The sequence below is a fragment of the Blastococcus sp. SYSU D00868 genome (assembly GCF_054050575.1).
Window position 1 is genome coordinate 1 of the sequence record NZ_JBJGZO010000016.1, and the last position, 13187, is coordinate 13187.

The 13187-nt window shown below is 75.8% G+C and carries 11 protein-coding genes and 1 tRNA gene; 1 reads left to right on the forward strand and 11 read right to left on the reverse strand.

Features of this window, described 5'->3' with window-relative positions; translation table 11 throughout:
* Positions 1 to 203: 203 nt before the first annotated feature.
* The 3 genes from ACI79F_RS14470 to ACI79F_RS14480 all read right to left on the reverse strand — a co-directional run bounded on the left by ACI79F_RS14470 (position 204) and on the right by ACI79F_RS14480 (position 2025).
* Complete coding sequence (locus ACI79F_RS14470; RefSeq protein WP_456545633.1) at positions 204 to 1025, reverse strand: Bax inhibitor-1/YccA family protein; 822 nt, start codon at positions 1023 to 1025, stop codon at positions 204 to 206.
* Positions 1026 to 1165: 140 nt separating this feature from the next.
* Positions 1166 to 1239: transfer RNA gene (locus tag ACI79F_RS14475), tRNA-Leu, on the reverse strand.
* Between the two features lie 12 nt (positions 1240 to 1251).
* Positions 1252 to 2025: a uracil-DNA glycosylase gene (locus ACI79F_RS14480; protein WP_456545632.1), complete on the reverse strand. Its 774-nt coding sequence runs from the start codon at positions 2023 to 2025 to the stop codon at positions 1252 to 1254.
* Positions 2026 to 2199: 174 nt separating this feature from the next.
* Here ACI79F_RS14480 and ACI79F_RS14485 point away from each other — a divergent pair, with 174 nt between their 5' ends.
* On the forward strand, positions 2200 to 3393 hold the full coding sequence (locus tag ACI79F_RS14485) for a GNAT family N-acetyltransferase (protein WP_456545631.1): 1194 nt from the start codon (positions 2200 to 2202) through the stop codon (positions 3391 to 3393).
* Here the strand turns inward: ACI79F_RS14485 and ACI79F_RS14490 are convergent.
* The 8 genes from ACI79F_RS14490 to ACI79F_RS14525 form a co-directional block, all read right to left on the reverse strand.
* On the reverse strand, positions 3390 to 4349 hold the full coding sequence (locus tag ACI79F_RS14490; protein WP_456545630.1) for a Ppx/GppA phosphatase family protein: 960 nt from the start codon (positions 4347 to 4349) through the stop codon (positions 3390 to 3392). The genes ACI79F_RS14485 and ACI79F_RS14490 overlap by 4 nt on opposite strands.
* Positions 4346 to 4882 (reverse strand): DUF501 domain-containing protein, encoded by a 537-nt coding sequence (locus ACI79F_RS14495; RefSeq protein ID WP_456545629.1) that lies wholly within the window; start codon positions 4880 to 4882, stop codon positions 4346 to 4348. Before ACI79F_RS14495 ends, ACI79F_RS14490 begins: the two co-directional genes overlap by 4 nt.
* The gene (locus tag ACI79F_RS14500) at positions 4879 to 5451 is read right to left on the reverse strand and encodes a septum formation initiator family protein (protein WP_456545628.1); all 573 of its coding nucleotides are present in this window, start codon (positions 5449 to 5451) and stop codon (positions 4879 to 4881) included. The genes ACI79F_RS14495 and ACI79F_RS14500 overlap by 4 nt, the downstream gene beginning before the upstream one ends.
* 13 nt (positions 5452 to 5464) lie before the next feature.
* Positions 5465 to 6748, reverse strand: a complete 1284-nt coding sequence (gene eno / locus ACI79F_RS14505; protein WP_456545627.1) for a phosphopyruvate hydratase — start codon at positions 6746 to 6748, stop codon at positions 5465 to 5467.
* A 163-nt stretch (positions 6749 to 6911) separates the two neighbouring features.
* Positions 6912 to 7829 carry a MazG family protein gene (locus ACI79F_RS14510; protein WP_456545626.1) on the reverse strand — a complete coding sequence of 306 codons (918 nt, stop codon included), beginning with the start codon at positions 7827 to 7829 and terminating at the stop codon, positions 6912 to 6914.
* Positions 7830 to 7834: 5 nt separating this feature from the next.
* Positions 7835 to 8809, reverse strand: coding sequence for a peptidyl-prolyl cis-trans isomerase (locus tag ACI79F_RS14515; protein WP_456545625.1), 975 nt, complete (start codon positions 8807 to 8809; stop codon positions 7835 to 7837).
* 161 nt (positions 8810 to 8970) lie between these two features.
* A complete protein-coding gene (mfd, locus tag ACI79F_RS14520; protein ID WP_456545624.1) occupies positions 8971 to 12510 on the reverse strand; it encodes a transcription-repair coupling factor in 3540 nt (1179 codons plus the stop codon).
* 104 nt (positions 12511 to 12614) lie between these two features.
* Complete coding sequence (locus ACI79F_RS14525; RefSeq protein WP_456545623.1) at positions 12615 to 13073, reverse strand: adenylyltransferase/cytidyltransferase family protein; 459 nt, start codon at positions 13071 to 13073, stop codon at positions 12615 to 12617.
* Positions 13074 to 13187 lie beyond the last annotated feature (114 nt).

The window sequence follows — 13187 nt, forward strand, 5'->3', positions numbered from 1 at the left end:
GCTCCAGGGCGAGCGGCCCCTCCAGGACCGTGTCCAGGTCGAGGAACAGCCGGTCCCCGGCCGGGTCGCCGTCCCGCCAACCGCCGGTGCGCGGTGGGGGGGGGGGGGGGGCGGGCGGGGGGCGGCCCCGGACACGACGGTGGCCCGGCCCCCTCGCGGGGACCGGGCCACGGTCAGGTGGTGCTCAGGTCAGGCGACCGGCGTCAGTTGTCCTGCAGGTAGGACAGCAGGCGCAGGATCTCCAGGTACAGCCAGATGATCGTGACCAGCAGGCCGAAGGCGATGTACCAGGCGAACTTCGCCGGGGCGCCACGGCGGATCGCCTGGTCGGCCATGTCGAAGTCGAGCAGCAGCGAGAACGCCGCGACGCCGATGACGACGAGGCTGAACAGGATCGCGACCGGGCCGCCGTCCCGCAGGCCGAGGGCGTCGCCGCCGACGAACAGGCTCGCGACCAGGTTGACCAGGATCAGCGCCAGGACGCCGAACATCGCGCCGACGATCCAGCGGGTCAGCTTGGGGGTGACCCGGATCGCGCCGGTCTTGTAGACGACGAGCATGCCGGCGAAGACACCGAAGGTGCCGATCAGCGCCTGCATGACGATGCCGGGGTAGACCTGGTTGAACGCCTCGCTGATCGCGCCGAGCGCGATCCCGTACAGCGCGCCGTAGGCCAGCGTGGCCGCGGCGTTGGCGACCTGCTTGAACGCGATCACCAGGCCCAGCACGAGGGCCACGAGCACCGCGGGCAGGGCCAGACCGAACGCGACGTCCTCCGGCAGGAGCACCCAGGTGACGGCGGCCGAGAGGACGGTGACGAGAAGGGACAGACCCGTCTTCTGGACGACGTCGTCCATCGTCATGTAGCGGGTGGTGGTGCGCGCGTACGGCGACGGCGCGGCGTACGGGTCCTGGGTCGGGGCGCCGTACGGCTGGGGCGCGCCCCAGTTCCCGTACTGCTGGCCCGCCGCGCCGTTGGTGGCGTTGGCGAAGCCCCGACCGAAGGCCGGGTTGTGGCTGGGCATCGTCATCTCCTCGAGGTGACTGGCGGTCGTGGGGTCAACGGTCCTGCACCCCACTCGGCAGGGTCAACGCCCGACGGGCCCTCCGCGTTCCTGACCTGGCGGACTTCCCCCGCGCGGGTGCCCGGCGGGACCGCCGGACGTGCCCCCGGTGGGATTCGAACCCACACTCGGACCCTTTTAAGGGGCCTGCCTCTGCCGGTTGGGCTACGGGGGCGCGGTGCAGACGCTAGCCGTCCGCGCCGGCCGCGAGCTCCGTCGCCCGGCTCAGCACCGCGTCGAGCATCGGCTCGGTCAGCTTGCCCGTGAAGGTGTTCTGCTGGCTGACGTGGTAGCTGCCGAGCAGGGTCAGCGGGCCGCGCGGCCCCTGCAGGGCGACCTCCACGCCGTGCCCGAACGCCGGCCGCGGCCGGGGCAGCCCGTACCCCGCGGCGGCGAGCACCGGCCACAGCGCCGTCCAGCCGAAGCCGCCGAGGACGACGACGACCCGCAGCCGCGGCAGCAGGGCCAGCTCGCGGGCCAGCCAGGGCGAGCAGGTGTCGCGCTCCTCGGGGGTGGGGGCGTTGGCCGGCGGGGCGCAGCGGACGGCGGCGGCCACCCGGACGTCGGTCAGCTCCAGGCCGTCCCCGATGTGCGTCGACGTCGGCTGGTTGGCCAGCCCGGCCCGCCACAGGGCGGCGAAGATCCAGTCGCCGCTGCGGTCGCCGGTGAACACCCGGCCGGTCCGGTTGCCGCCGTGGGCGGCCGGCGCGAGCCCCACGACGGCGATCCGCGCGTCGGCCGGCCCCAGCCCGGGCACGGGCCGGCCCCAGTAGTCCTCGTCCCGGAACGAGGCGCGCTTGACCCGGGCCACCTCCTCGCGCCAGGCGACCAGCCGCGGGCAGGCCCGGCAGCCGGACACCCGCGCGTCGAGGACGGCGAGCTCGCGCGCCCCGCGGGCCGAGCGCGCCACCCCGGCCGGCGTGCGGGTGACCGGGAAGCCGGCCTCGGCGTCGGAGAGCACGGCCGTAGTGGACCACCCGCCCCGGCGCGGCCGGCCGGGCGGGTCCGGGCGGGTCCGGGCGGCGGATCTCCCCCTTTGGGGCGTCGTGGCGGGCCCGCGGGGTCCCTACGCTCGGACCGGTCAGCGACCCGGCCGGACGGCGGGAGCGCCGCAACAGGCGAGGGGGACGAACGCGTGAGCGCAGCGGTGGGCACGACCGGCGACGAGCTGGACCTGACGGTCGCCCCGGCCCCGGCGCCCCGCGCGACCGTCGTCGCCGACCACGCCTCCTTCGCCGCGCTCGCCGCGGCCTGGGACGACCTCTGGCGCCGCAGCCCGGGGGCGACCGCCTTCCAGTCCCACGCGTGGTGCAGCGCCTGGGCGCGGGCGTACGTCCCGGACGGGCAGCTGGCCGCGGTCACCGTCTGGGACGGCGACACCCTCGTCGCGGCCGCGCCGCTGCACCGGCTGCGCCGCGGGCCGGTGCGCGCGCTGGCCCCGCTGGGCGGGCCGCTCAGCGACTCCACCGACGTCCTGCTCGACCCGCAGGTGCCCGACGCCGGCGACCGGCTGGTCCGGGCGCTGCTGGCCGTGCCCGGCTGGCGCGTGGTCGACCTGCCGGAGGTGCTCCCCGGCGCCGCGGCCCGCGAGTGGTCCCGGGCGTGGCCGGGGCGGGCCCGGCGCGCGCCGTCCTCGCTCAACCTCGAGCTGCCCGTCCTGCCGCAGGCCGAGCTGCTCGCGCGGCTGCCCTCCCGGACCGCCAGCACGCTGCGCCGCAAGATCAAGAAGGTCGGCGCGCTGGGCGTCGAGCGGGCCGAGCTGTCCCCCGCCGCCGTCGACGCCGCGGTCGACGAGCTGATCCGGCTGCACGAGGCCCAGTGGGCCGGCCGGCGCGGCAACCCCGAGCACCTCACCGCGCGGTTCCGCGGCTTCCTCGCCGAGGCGGTTCCGGCGATGGTCGAGCGCGGCCAGGCCGTGTTCGTCGAGTACCGCCTGGACGGGCGCGTGATGGCCGCCGAGATCGACCTCGTCGGGCAGCGGCAGCTGGCGTACTACCTGGCCGGCATCGACCCGGCGCTGCGCGAGCACATCGACACCTCGGTGCTGCTCGTCAGCGGCGCGCTGGCACTGGCCGAGCGGCTCGGGCTGCCGGAGTACTCGTTCCTCCGCGGCGACGAGGACTACAAGCTCCGCTGGCGGCCGGAGCACGTGACCGCCGAGCGGGTCGTGCTGGCCCGGCCGGGGCTGCTGGGCTCGGGCGGCTACCTGCCCGCGACCGCCGTCGGCTCGGCCGTGATGGCCACCGCCCGGCGGGCGCTCAGCGGCCGCCCGCGCGAGCTGGCGCGGGCCGTCATGCACCGGGTCCGGGAGGCCCGCGCCGCCCGCTAGACCCGCGCGCTGCGCGCCAGCTGCAGCGCGATGCCGTCGAGGATGTCGTGCTCGCTGACGACGACGACGTCGAGGGCGAACGCGTCCATGATCACGCGCAGCACGAGCGCGCCGCCGCCGATCACGTCGACCCGGCCCGGGTGCATGACGGCCTCGGCGGCGCGCCGCTCCCGGCTGGCGGTGAGCAGCCCCGCGGTCACCGAGCGGACGGCGGACACCGGGATGCGCGAGCCGTGGATCGCCTCGGCGTCGTACTCCGGCAGGCCGAGCGCCAGCGCGGCGACGGTGGTCACCGAGCCGGCCAGCCCGACCAGCGTCCGGGCCTCGCCGACCGGCACGTCGGCCTGGACCTGCGCCAGCGCGGCGCGGACGTCGGCCTCGGTCCGCTGGATCTCGTCGGCGGTCGGCGGGTCGCCGTGCAGGTGCCGCTCGGTCAGCCGGACGCAGCCGACGTCCACCGACCGGGCCGCCCGCACGCCGGTGGCGTCGCCGAGCACGAACTCGGTCGAGCCGCCGCCGATGTCGACGACCAGGTAGGGCGCCTCCGGGGCCGGCCCGCCGTGCGCGGCCACGGCCGCGTCGAGGGAGGCGGTGGCGCCGAGGAAGGACAGGTGCGCCTCCTCCGACCCGGGGACGACGTCGGGCAGCCGGCCCAGCGTCGTCAGCACCATCTGCTCGAAGTCGGCGCGGTTGGCGGCGTCCCGGCTGGCGCTGGTGGCGACCATCCGCACCGCCTCCGCCCCCAGGTCGCGGGCCTGGGCGGCGTACTCGGCGAGCACCCGCCGGGTGCGCTCGATCGCGGCCTCGGACAGCCGGCCGGTGGCGTCCACGCCCTCCCCGAGCCGCACCACCTCCATGCGACGCAGCAGGTCGGTGTGCGGGCCCTCGGCGGGCACGTCGGCGACGAGCAGGCGGATGGAGTTGGTGCCGCAGTCGATCGCCGCGACACGGCTCATGCGTCCTCCTCGGGGAGCGCGCAGGGGCCCTTCGCCCACCACTCCCCCATCTCGGCCACCGCACGGTCGCCGATCGGGTTGACCCCGGGGCCGGCGGCCAGGCTGTGCCCGGCCAGCGCGTGCAGGCACTTGACCCGGTCGGGCATGCCGCCGGCGGTGTTGCGGGTCTCCAGCACCGGCTCGCCCGGCCGGGCGGCGGCGTCCCGGGTGGCCAGGTAGGCCTCGTGCGCGGCGCGGTAGCCGGCGGCGAGCTCGGGGTCGGTGCCCAGGTCCTCCTGCCACTCGCGCATCCGGCCGCCGGACTCCAGCCGGCTCGCGGCGGCGTTCGCCCGGGGGCAGGTCAGGTAGTACAGCGTCGGGAACGGCGTGCCGTCCTCCAGCCGCGGCGAGGTCTCGACGACGTCGGGCTGGCCGCACGGGCAGCGGTGCGCCACCGCGGCGAGCGCGCGCGGCGGGCGGCCCAGCTGCCGGGCCACGACCTCGCGGTCGGCGGCGGTCACCGGCTCGCGGACCGGGTCCCCGGGCCAGCTCACGGCGCCCCCACGTCGTCGGCCGTCGCCACCGACCCCAGCAGCGCGTCGTACCAGGTGCGCGGCTCGGTGCCGGGCGCCTCGGGGACGGTGCCGGCGTCGCCGGCGGCGTCCTCCTCGTCGACCACGCGGACCAGCCGGTCGCCCTCGGCCACGTAGAAGAACCGCTCCCGGGCCTCGCGGGCGAGCACCGCGGGGTCGCGGAGCTCGACGAGCCGGGCCTCCCGCTCGGCGATCCGCTCGTCGAGCGCGGCGCCCTCGGCGGCCAGCCGGGCGATCTCGGCGCGCCCGGCCAGGTACTGCTGCACCGGCCCGGCGAGGGTCAGCGCGAGCAGCAGCACCAGCCCGACCAGCAGGACGGCGCGGCCGGTGAACAGCGGGCTGCGCGGCCGGGCGGTCGCCGCCGACGCCCGCGGCGTCCGGCGGCCGGGACGCCGCTGCTCCGGCCGGCTGCCGGCGCCGGACACCCGCCCGGTCGGCAGCGGCCGGGACGCCGCGTGCGCCAGCGGCCGCCCGGTGCTCGCCCGGCGCGGTCCCCGCCGGTCGCCTCGCCGGTCCCCGCGACCTGCCACGACGGTCGCTCGGTCAGCCGCGAGCGGCCAGCCGCGGGAAGGCCGACGCGCCGGCGTAGCGGGCGGCGTCGTCGAGTTCCTCCTCGATGCGCAGCAGCTGGTTGTACTTGGCGACGCGCTCGCTGCGGGCGGGGGCACCGGTCTTGATCTGCCCGCAGTCGGTGGCGACGGCCAGGTCGGCGATCGTGGTGTCCTCGGTCTCGCCCGAGCGGTGGCTCATCATGCAGCGGTAGCCGCTGCGGTGGGCCAGGTTCACCGCGTCCAGCGTCTCGGTGAGCGTGCCGATCTGGTTGACCTTCACCAGCAGCGCGTTGGCCGCGTCCCGCTCGATGCCGTCGGCGAGGCGGGTGGGGTTGGTGACGAACAGGTCGTCGCCGACCAGCTGCACGCGGTCGCCCAGGGCGGCGGTCAGGGCGATCCAGCCGTCCCAGTCCTCCTCGGACAGCGGGTCCTCGATGGAGACGATCGGGTAGGCGTCGACCAGCTCGCGGTAGTAGTCGGTGAGGAACTCCGCGCTGCGGGTCTGGCCCTCGAAGGCGTAGCCGCCGTCGGAGTGGAACTCGGTGGCGGCCACGTCCAGCGCGAACGCGATGTCGGTGCCCACGGTGTAGCCGGCCTTCTCGACGGCCTCGGCGATCAGGTCCAGCGCGGCCCGGTTGTTCGGCAGGTCGGGGGCGAACCCGCCCTCGTCGCCCAGGCCGGTGGACAGGCCGCGGCCCTTCAGCACCGACTTGAGCGCGTGGTAGGTCTCGGTGCCCACGGCCAGCGCCTCGGCGAAGGTCGCGGCGCCGATCGGGGCGATCATGAACTCCTGCACGTCGACGTTGCTGTCGGCGTGGGCGCCGCCGTTGAGGATGTTCATCATCGGCACGGGCAGCAGGTGCGCCGACGGGCCGCCGACGTAGCGGAACAGCGGCAGGTTCGCCGAGTCGGCCGCGGCCCGGGCGACCGCGAGGCTGACGCCGAGGATCGCGTTGGCACCCAGCCGGGACTTGTCCGGCGTCCCGTCGAGGTCCAGCAGCCGCTGGTCGACCAGCCGCTGCTCGCTGGCCTCGTAGCCGACCAGCTCGGGGCCGATGACGTCCAGGACGCCGTCGACGGCCTGCGTCACGCCCTTGCCGCCGTAGCGCTCCCCGCCGTCGCGCAGCTCCACCGCCTCGAAGGCACCCGTGGAGGCGCCGCTGGGGACCGCCGCGCGGGCGATCGTCCCGTCGTCGAGGGCGACCTCGACCTCCACGGTGGGGTTTCCGCGCGAGTCGAGGATCTCCCGCGCGCCGACGGCGTCGATGCTGGCCACGAGGGGCAGCGTAACGAGCCGCCGGCGCGGCGCTCGCCCCCCTCGCCGGTCGGCCGCGCGCTCGCTGTCGGCTCGCAGCGCTCCCGTCGCGCCGGGAGGTGACCGGAGCGCTGGGAGGTGAGGGTCTGCGGGGCGACGCGGGACGGTGGACCGGGCCGGCCGGTCAGCCCCGGGAGCGCTCCTCCGCCGCGGCGTCGAGCTCCCCGGCGTAGCGGCGGACCGCCTCGCGCAGCGCGTCCTCGGCGTCCCACCCGCGGGCGGTCGCGCCCGCGACGACGGCCAGCAGGCGCTCGCCGAACTCCTCCGGGCTGGTCGCGGCCAGCTCGGCCGGCTCCGGCGTCGGCAGGCCCGCCCGGCCCGCCCGGCGGACCAGCGCGGCCCCCCACGCGGCGGCCGGCTGCGAGCGGGAGACGCCCTCGGTCGGCGAGCGGCGCTGCTTCTCCGCCTTCTTGATCTCCTCCCAGCCCGCCTCGACCTGCTCGACGTCGCGCGGGCCCGCGTCGCCGAACACGTGCGGGTGCCGGCGGACCAGCTTGGCGACCAGCTCGCCGGCCACGTCGTCGACGTCGAACCGGCGGCCGGGGTCGGCCTCGGCGGCGACCCGGGCGTGGAAGACGACCTGCAGCAGGACGTCGCCGAGCTCCTCGCGCATGGCGGGGTGGTCGTCGTCGACGATCGCGTCGTAGGCCTCGTGCGCCTCCTCGAGCAGGTAGCCGCGCAGCGAGGAGTGGGTCTGCTCGGCGTCCCACGGGCAGCCGCCGGGCGAGCGCAACCGGTCCATCACGGTGACGACGTCGAGCAGCCGCGCGCCCGTGGGCTCCGGGGCGCCGGCCACCACGGGCGCGCCCCCGGTCGGCTCCCCCGCCGGGACGAGGCAGACCACCTCGCCGGGCAGGCCGGCGGCCGCCGCCAGGTCCGCGACGTCGGTGACCGCGAACCCCTCGGCGCGCAGCGCGGCGGCCGTCGCCGCGGCACCGGGGACGGCGGCCAGCGGGCGGCCGGCGGCGACCGCGCGCCACCCGGCCGGGCCGAGCAGCCCCGGCAGGCGCGGGCTGGTGGTGACGACGAGCGCGACCGGCACCGGTGTCAGTCCCCCGTGCCGAGCAGCTCGACGGCGCCGCCGGCGGCCGGGACCACCGACCCGTCCTCCAGCGAGCCGTAGCGGGGGTTCACGTCGATGTCCAGGCCGGCCTGGTACTCGGCCACGATCGCGTCGCCGGCCTCGGCGGCCTCGTTGACCGCGGCGAGCTCGAGCTGTTCCCGCGACTCCTCGAAGGTCGGCAGCTGCGGCTGCCCGACCCAGACGACGACCAGCCCGGGCACGCCCTCGACCGCGGTGGCGAAGGCGGTGCCCGGCGGGGTGGCGGCGATCTGGGCGACCAGGTCGGGCGGCAGCTGGGAGGACGCGAGGGCGTCGACGGTGACGTTCTGCGGCTCGGGCAGCGTCGTCCCGTTCAGGTAGGGCGCGGCCACCGTGGTGTAGCTGCCGGGGTCGGCCTGCAGGGCGGCGACCGCGGCGTCGGCCGCGGCCTGGTCCGGGACGTTGACGAAACCGAGCGACACCTGCCCCGCCTGCCCGGCCAGCCCCTCCTCGAAGGTCGCTCGTAGCGAGGCCTCCGTCGTCTCGTCGACCGCGCCCTCGGCGACCGCGATGGACGCGAGCACGGCGACCTGCCGGACGCGCTCGAGCGCGTCGGCCCGGGTGAGGCCCTGGGCCGCGGCCTGCTCGTAGAAGAGCTCCGGGTCCTGGCCCTCCAGCAGCAGCTCGAGCAGCTCGGGCAGCCCCTCGGGGTCGGGGTCGACGCCGAAGTGCTCGGCGGCGGAGGTGAGGACCGCGCTGTTCACCAGCTCGGTGAGCACCGTACGGGTGTACTCCGGCTCGTCACCGGCGGTCACCGCGGGGTCGGCGCGGCGGTCGTCGACCGCGGTCTGCAGCTCGTCGACGGTGATCGTCTCGTCCCCGACGTAGGCGGCGACGGTGGGTGAGGTCCGGCAGCCGGTGAGGGCCAGCCCGGCGATCAGGCCGAGGGTGAGGACGGCGGCCGGTCGACGCGTGCGCACCCGGCGAGACTCCCACACCGGGTGTGACGGGCCTCGCAGGTGGAGTCGCCCGAGTGCGGTTCCTGCACTCGAGCGACTCCGCTCACGAAGCTCTGGCGATGACACGGGCCGCCTTCCGCGCCGCGGTCCGCTCCTCGCTCGCTGCGACGCTCCCGCGGCTGTCAGGCGGCGGCCGGCTGCTCGAGGACCGCCCGCAGCGTCGCGTGGAGGTTCTCCAGCAGCGCGACGTCGCGCAGCGGGGTGCGGCGGTCGGGGCCGACGGGCACCTTGAGCGAGATGGTCGACGCGGCGGCCTTGTAGGTGGCCCCCTCGGCCAGCCGCGCCAGGCGCATCTGCTTGGACTCGGGCAGGTCGACCGGGCCGATCCGGATGACCCGGCCCTGCAGCGACACCTCGGTGACGCCCAGCGCCCGCATCGCCACCCGGAACCGGGCGACCGCGAGCAGGTTGAGCACCGGCGCCGGCGGGGCGCCGTACCGGTCGGTGAGCTCGTCGAGCACGGCCTGCGCCTGGTCGTCGTCCTGGACCGAGGCGACCTTGCGGTAGGCCTCCATCCGCAGCCGCTCGCCGGGCACGTAGTCGTGCGGCAGGTGCGCGTCGACCGGCAGGTCGACCCGGACCTCGACCGGCTCGGCGGGCGCCTCCTCACCGGTGACCTGGGCGCGGTAGTCGGCCACGGCCTCGCCGACCAGCCGCACGTAGAGGTCGAAGCCGACGCCGGCGATGTGCCCGGACTGCTCGCCGCCGAGCAGGTTGCCCGAGCCGCGGATCTCCAGGTCCTTCATCGCCACGGCCATGCCGGCGCCGAGGTCGGTGTTGTTGGCGATGGTGGTCAGCCGGTCGACCGAGGTCTCGGTCAGCGGCCGGGTCGGGTCGTAGGTGAAGTAGGCGTAGGCCCGCTCCCGGCCGCGGCCGACCCGCCCGCGGATCTGGTGCAGCTGGGAGAGGCCGAAGGTGTCGGCCCGGTCGACGATCAGGGTGTTGGCGTTGGGGATGTCCAGGCCGGACTCGACGATCGTCGTCGAGACGAGGACGTCGTACTCCTTCTCCCAGAAGCCGACCATGATCCGCTCGAGCTCGTGCTCCTTCATCTGGCCGTGGCCGACGGCCACGCGGGCCTCCGGCACCAGGTGGCGGATCTTCGCCGCGGCCTTGTCGATCGACTGCACCCGGTTGTGGATCACGAAGACCTGGCCGTCGCGCAGCAGCTCGCGGCGGATCGCCGCGGCCATCTGCTTGTCCTCCCACGCGCCGACGTAGGTCAGCACCGGGTGCCGCTCCTCGGGCGGGGTGAGGATCGTCGACATCTCGCGGATGCCGGTCAGGCTCATCTCCAGCGTGCGCGGGATCGGGGTGGCCGACATCGACAGGACGTCGACCGCCGTCCGCATCGTCTTCAGGTACTCCTTGTGCTCGACGCCGAAGCGCTGCTCCTCGTCGACGACGACCAGCCCGAGGTCCTTCCACCTCGTGGTGGGCTGCAGCAGCCGGTGGGTGCCGACCAGGACGTCGACCTGCCCGTCGGCCAGCTCGGCGAGGATCTGCCGCGTCTCGGCGTCGGACTGGAACCGGGACAGCACCTTCACCGTCACCGGGAACTGCGCGAACCGCTCGGAGAAGGTCTTGAAGTGCTGGTTGGCCAGCAGCGTCGTCGGCACGAGGACCGCGACCTGCTTGCCGTCCTGCACCGCCTTGAACGCCGCGCGGACGGCGATCTCCGTCTTCCCGTAGCCGACGTCGCCGCAGATGATCCGGTCCATCGGGACCGGGTTCTCCATGTCCCGCTTGACCTCGTCGATGGCGGCCAGCTGGTCGGGGGTCTCCTGGAACGGGAAGGCGTCCTCCAGCTCCCGCTGCCAGACGGTGTCCGGGCCGTAGGTGTGGCCCTGGGTCGCCATCCGCGCGGAGTACAGCCGGATCAGCTCGGCGGCGATCTGCTTGACCGCCCGGCGCGCCTGGCCCTTGGTCTTCTGCCAGTCGGCGCCGCCGAGCTTGGACAGCGCCGGCGCCTCGCCGCCGACGTAGCGGGTCAGCTGGTCCAGGGAGTCGGTGGGGACGAACAGCCGGTCCGGCGGCTGGTTCCGCTTGCCCGGCGCGTACTCGACGATCAGGTAGTCGCGCTGCCCGCCGTTGACGGTGCGGCTGATCATCTCGATGTAGCGGCCGATGCCGTGGTGCTCGTGGACGACGAGGTCGCCGGGCTGCAGCTGGACCAGGTCGACGGCGTTGCGGCGGCGGGCCGGCATCTTCACCGCGTCGCGCATGGTGGTGCCGCGGGAGCCGGTCAGGTCGTGCTCGGTGAGCAGGGCCAGGCCCACGCCGGGGAAGGCGAACCCGGCCTCGAGGTTGCCCTGGGTGACCGTGGTCAGCTGCGGGTCGGGCGCGGACTCGATGCCCGGCACGAGCGTGGCGCCGAGCTCGGCCTCGGCGAACTGGTCGGCGGCGCGCTGGGCAGGCCCGGGGCCCGCGAAGGTCACCACGACCCGCCAGCCCTCGCGGTGCCAGCCGCGCATGGTCTCGATCGCCTGCGGCACGTCGCCGGCGAACCGGTCGACGGTGGCCGCGTCGAGGGTGACCTGCGTGTCGTCGTCCTCGGCCTGCAGGGTGAAGGCGCCCGTCGTCCACCAGGGCAGGCCGCGGCCGCGGGCGGCGGCCTCGACGTCGGCGAGGTCGCGGAAGGACGACGCCCCCAGGTCCAGCGGCGCCTCGCCGGACTCCGCGGCGGTCGCCCACGAGGCGGCGAGGAACTCCTCGGCGGTGCGGACCAGGTCGGCGGCGCGGGTGCGGACCCGCTCGGGGTCGCAGACGAGCACGTGCGTGCCGCGCGGGACGAGGTCGGTGAGCAGCTGCATGGGCTGCTCACCCAGCAGCGCCGGGGTCAGCGACTCCATCCCCTCCACGGCGATGCCCTCGGCCAGCTTGCCCAGCACGTCCCCGAGGCCGGGGTGCTCGGCGGCGAGCTCGGCGGCGCGGGCGCGGACGGCGTCGGTGAGCAGCAGCTCGCGGCACGGCGGCGCCCACAGCCGCTCGGGGCGGTCGTCGAGGGAGCGCTGGTCGGCGGCGGAGAAGTAGCGCAGCTCGTCGACCTCGTCGCCCCAGAACTCCACGCGGACGGGGTGCGGCTCGGTCGGCGGGAAGACGTCGAGCAGGCCGCCGCGGACGGCGAACTCGCCGCGCTTCTCGACCAGCTCGACGCGGGTGTAGGCGGCGTCGACCAGGGCGCGGGCGACGTCGTCCAGCTCGGCCTCCTGGCCGGGGCGCAGCTCCACGGGGGTCAGGTCGCCGAGCCCGGGGGCCAGCGGCTGCAGCACGCTGCGCACCGGCGCGACGAGGACGTCGACCGGCGGGCGGTCGGCCGGGTGGGTGAGGTCGCGGAGGACGGCGAGGCGGCGGCCGACCGTGTCGGCGCGCGGGCTCAGCCGCTCGTGCGGGAGCGTCTCCCAGGCCGGGAACACCTCGACCCGCCGGCCGGGGACGAAGCAGCGGAGCAGGTCGGCGGTGACGTCGGCGTCGCGCTCCCCCGCGGTGACGACGAGGACGGGGACGCCGGCGCCCGGCTGCTGGGCGGCCAGCGCGGCCGCGACCAGCGGCTGCACCGGCGGCGGCGCGGTGACGGTGAGCTCGGCCTGGCCGGCCGCGGCCACCACCCGGGCCAGGCCGGGGTCGGTGAGGACGACGTCGAGCACGCCGCGCAGGGACACGAGGATCGGACTCCCACAGGATCGCCGGCCCCACGACGGTGCCGCCGAGTGCGGCGGGGCCGACCCCCGAGGTTAGTCGCGCCCGGGAACGGGCGCCGCCCGCGTCAGGAGGTCAGCGCGCGGGACGACCGGGGGGCCGGGACCGCGGTCTCCAGCGCGGCGAGCGCCTTGCGCAGGGCCGTGCTGGAGGTGTGCATCGTGTACGGGAAGTAGCGCACCTCGACGCCCACGGCGGCGAAGTCGCTCTCCAACTTCACGCCCTTCGGCGTCCCCCGCCAGTCGTCGCCCTTGAAGATCACGTCGAAGCGCACCTGGCGCCAGGTGTCGATCTTGTCCGGGACGACCTCGGCGTGGACGTCGTCGACGAACCGCAGCGCGCGGACGATCTCCATCCGCTCGGCGAGCGGCACGACCGGCAGCCGGCCCTTGGTCTGCAGCAGCATCTCGTCGGAGACGACGCCGGCGATCAGGTGGTCACAGTGCTCGGCGGCGTGCCTGAGGATGTTCAGGTGCCCGATGTGGAACAGGTCGTACGCGCCGGGCGCGTAGCCGATCACCGTCATTGCGATCCCCCGATCGTCTGCGTCGCAGGCCCACCGGGGGCGGACGCCGTCCCCTGTGACTGTGGGTCACATCCGATGACCCGCAGGGCGCTGCGTTGCGCGAACGGCCTGGAA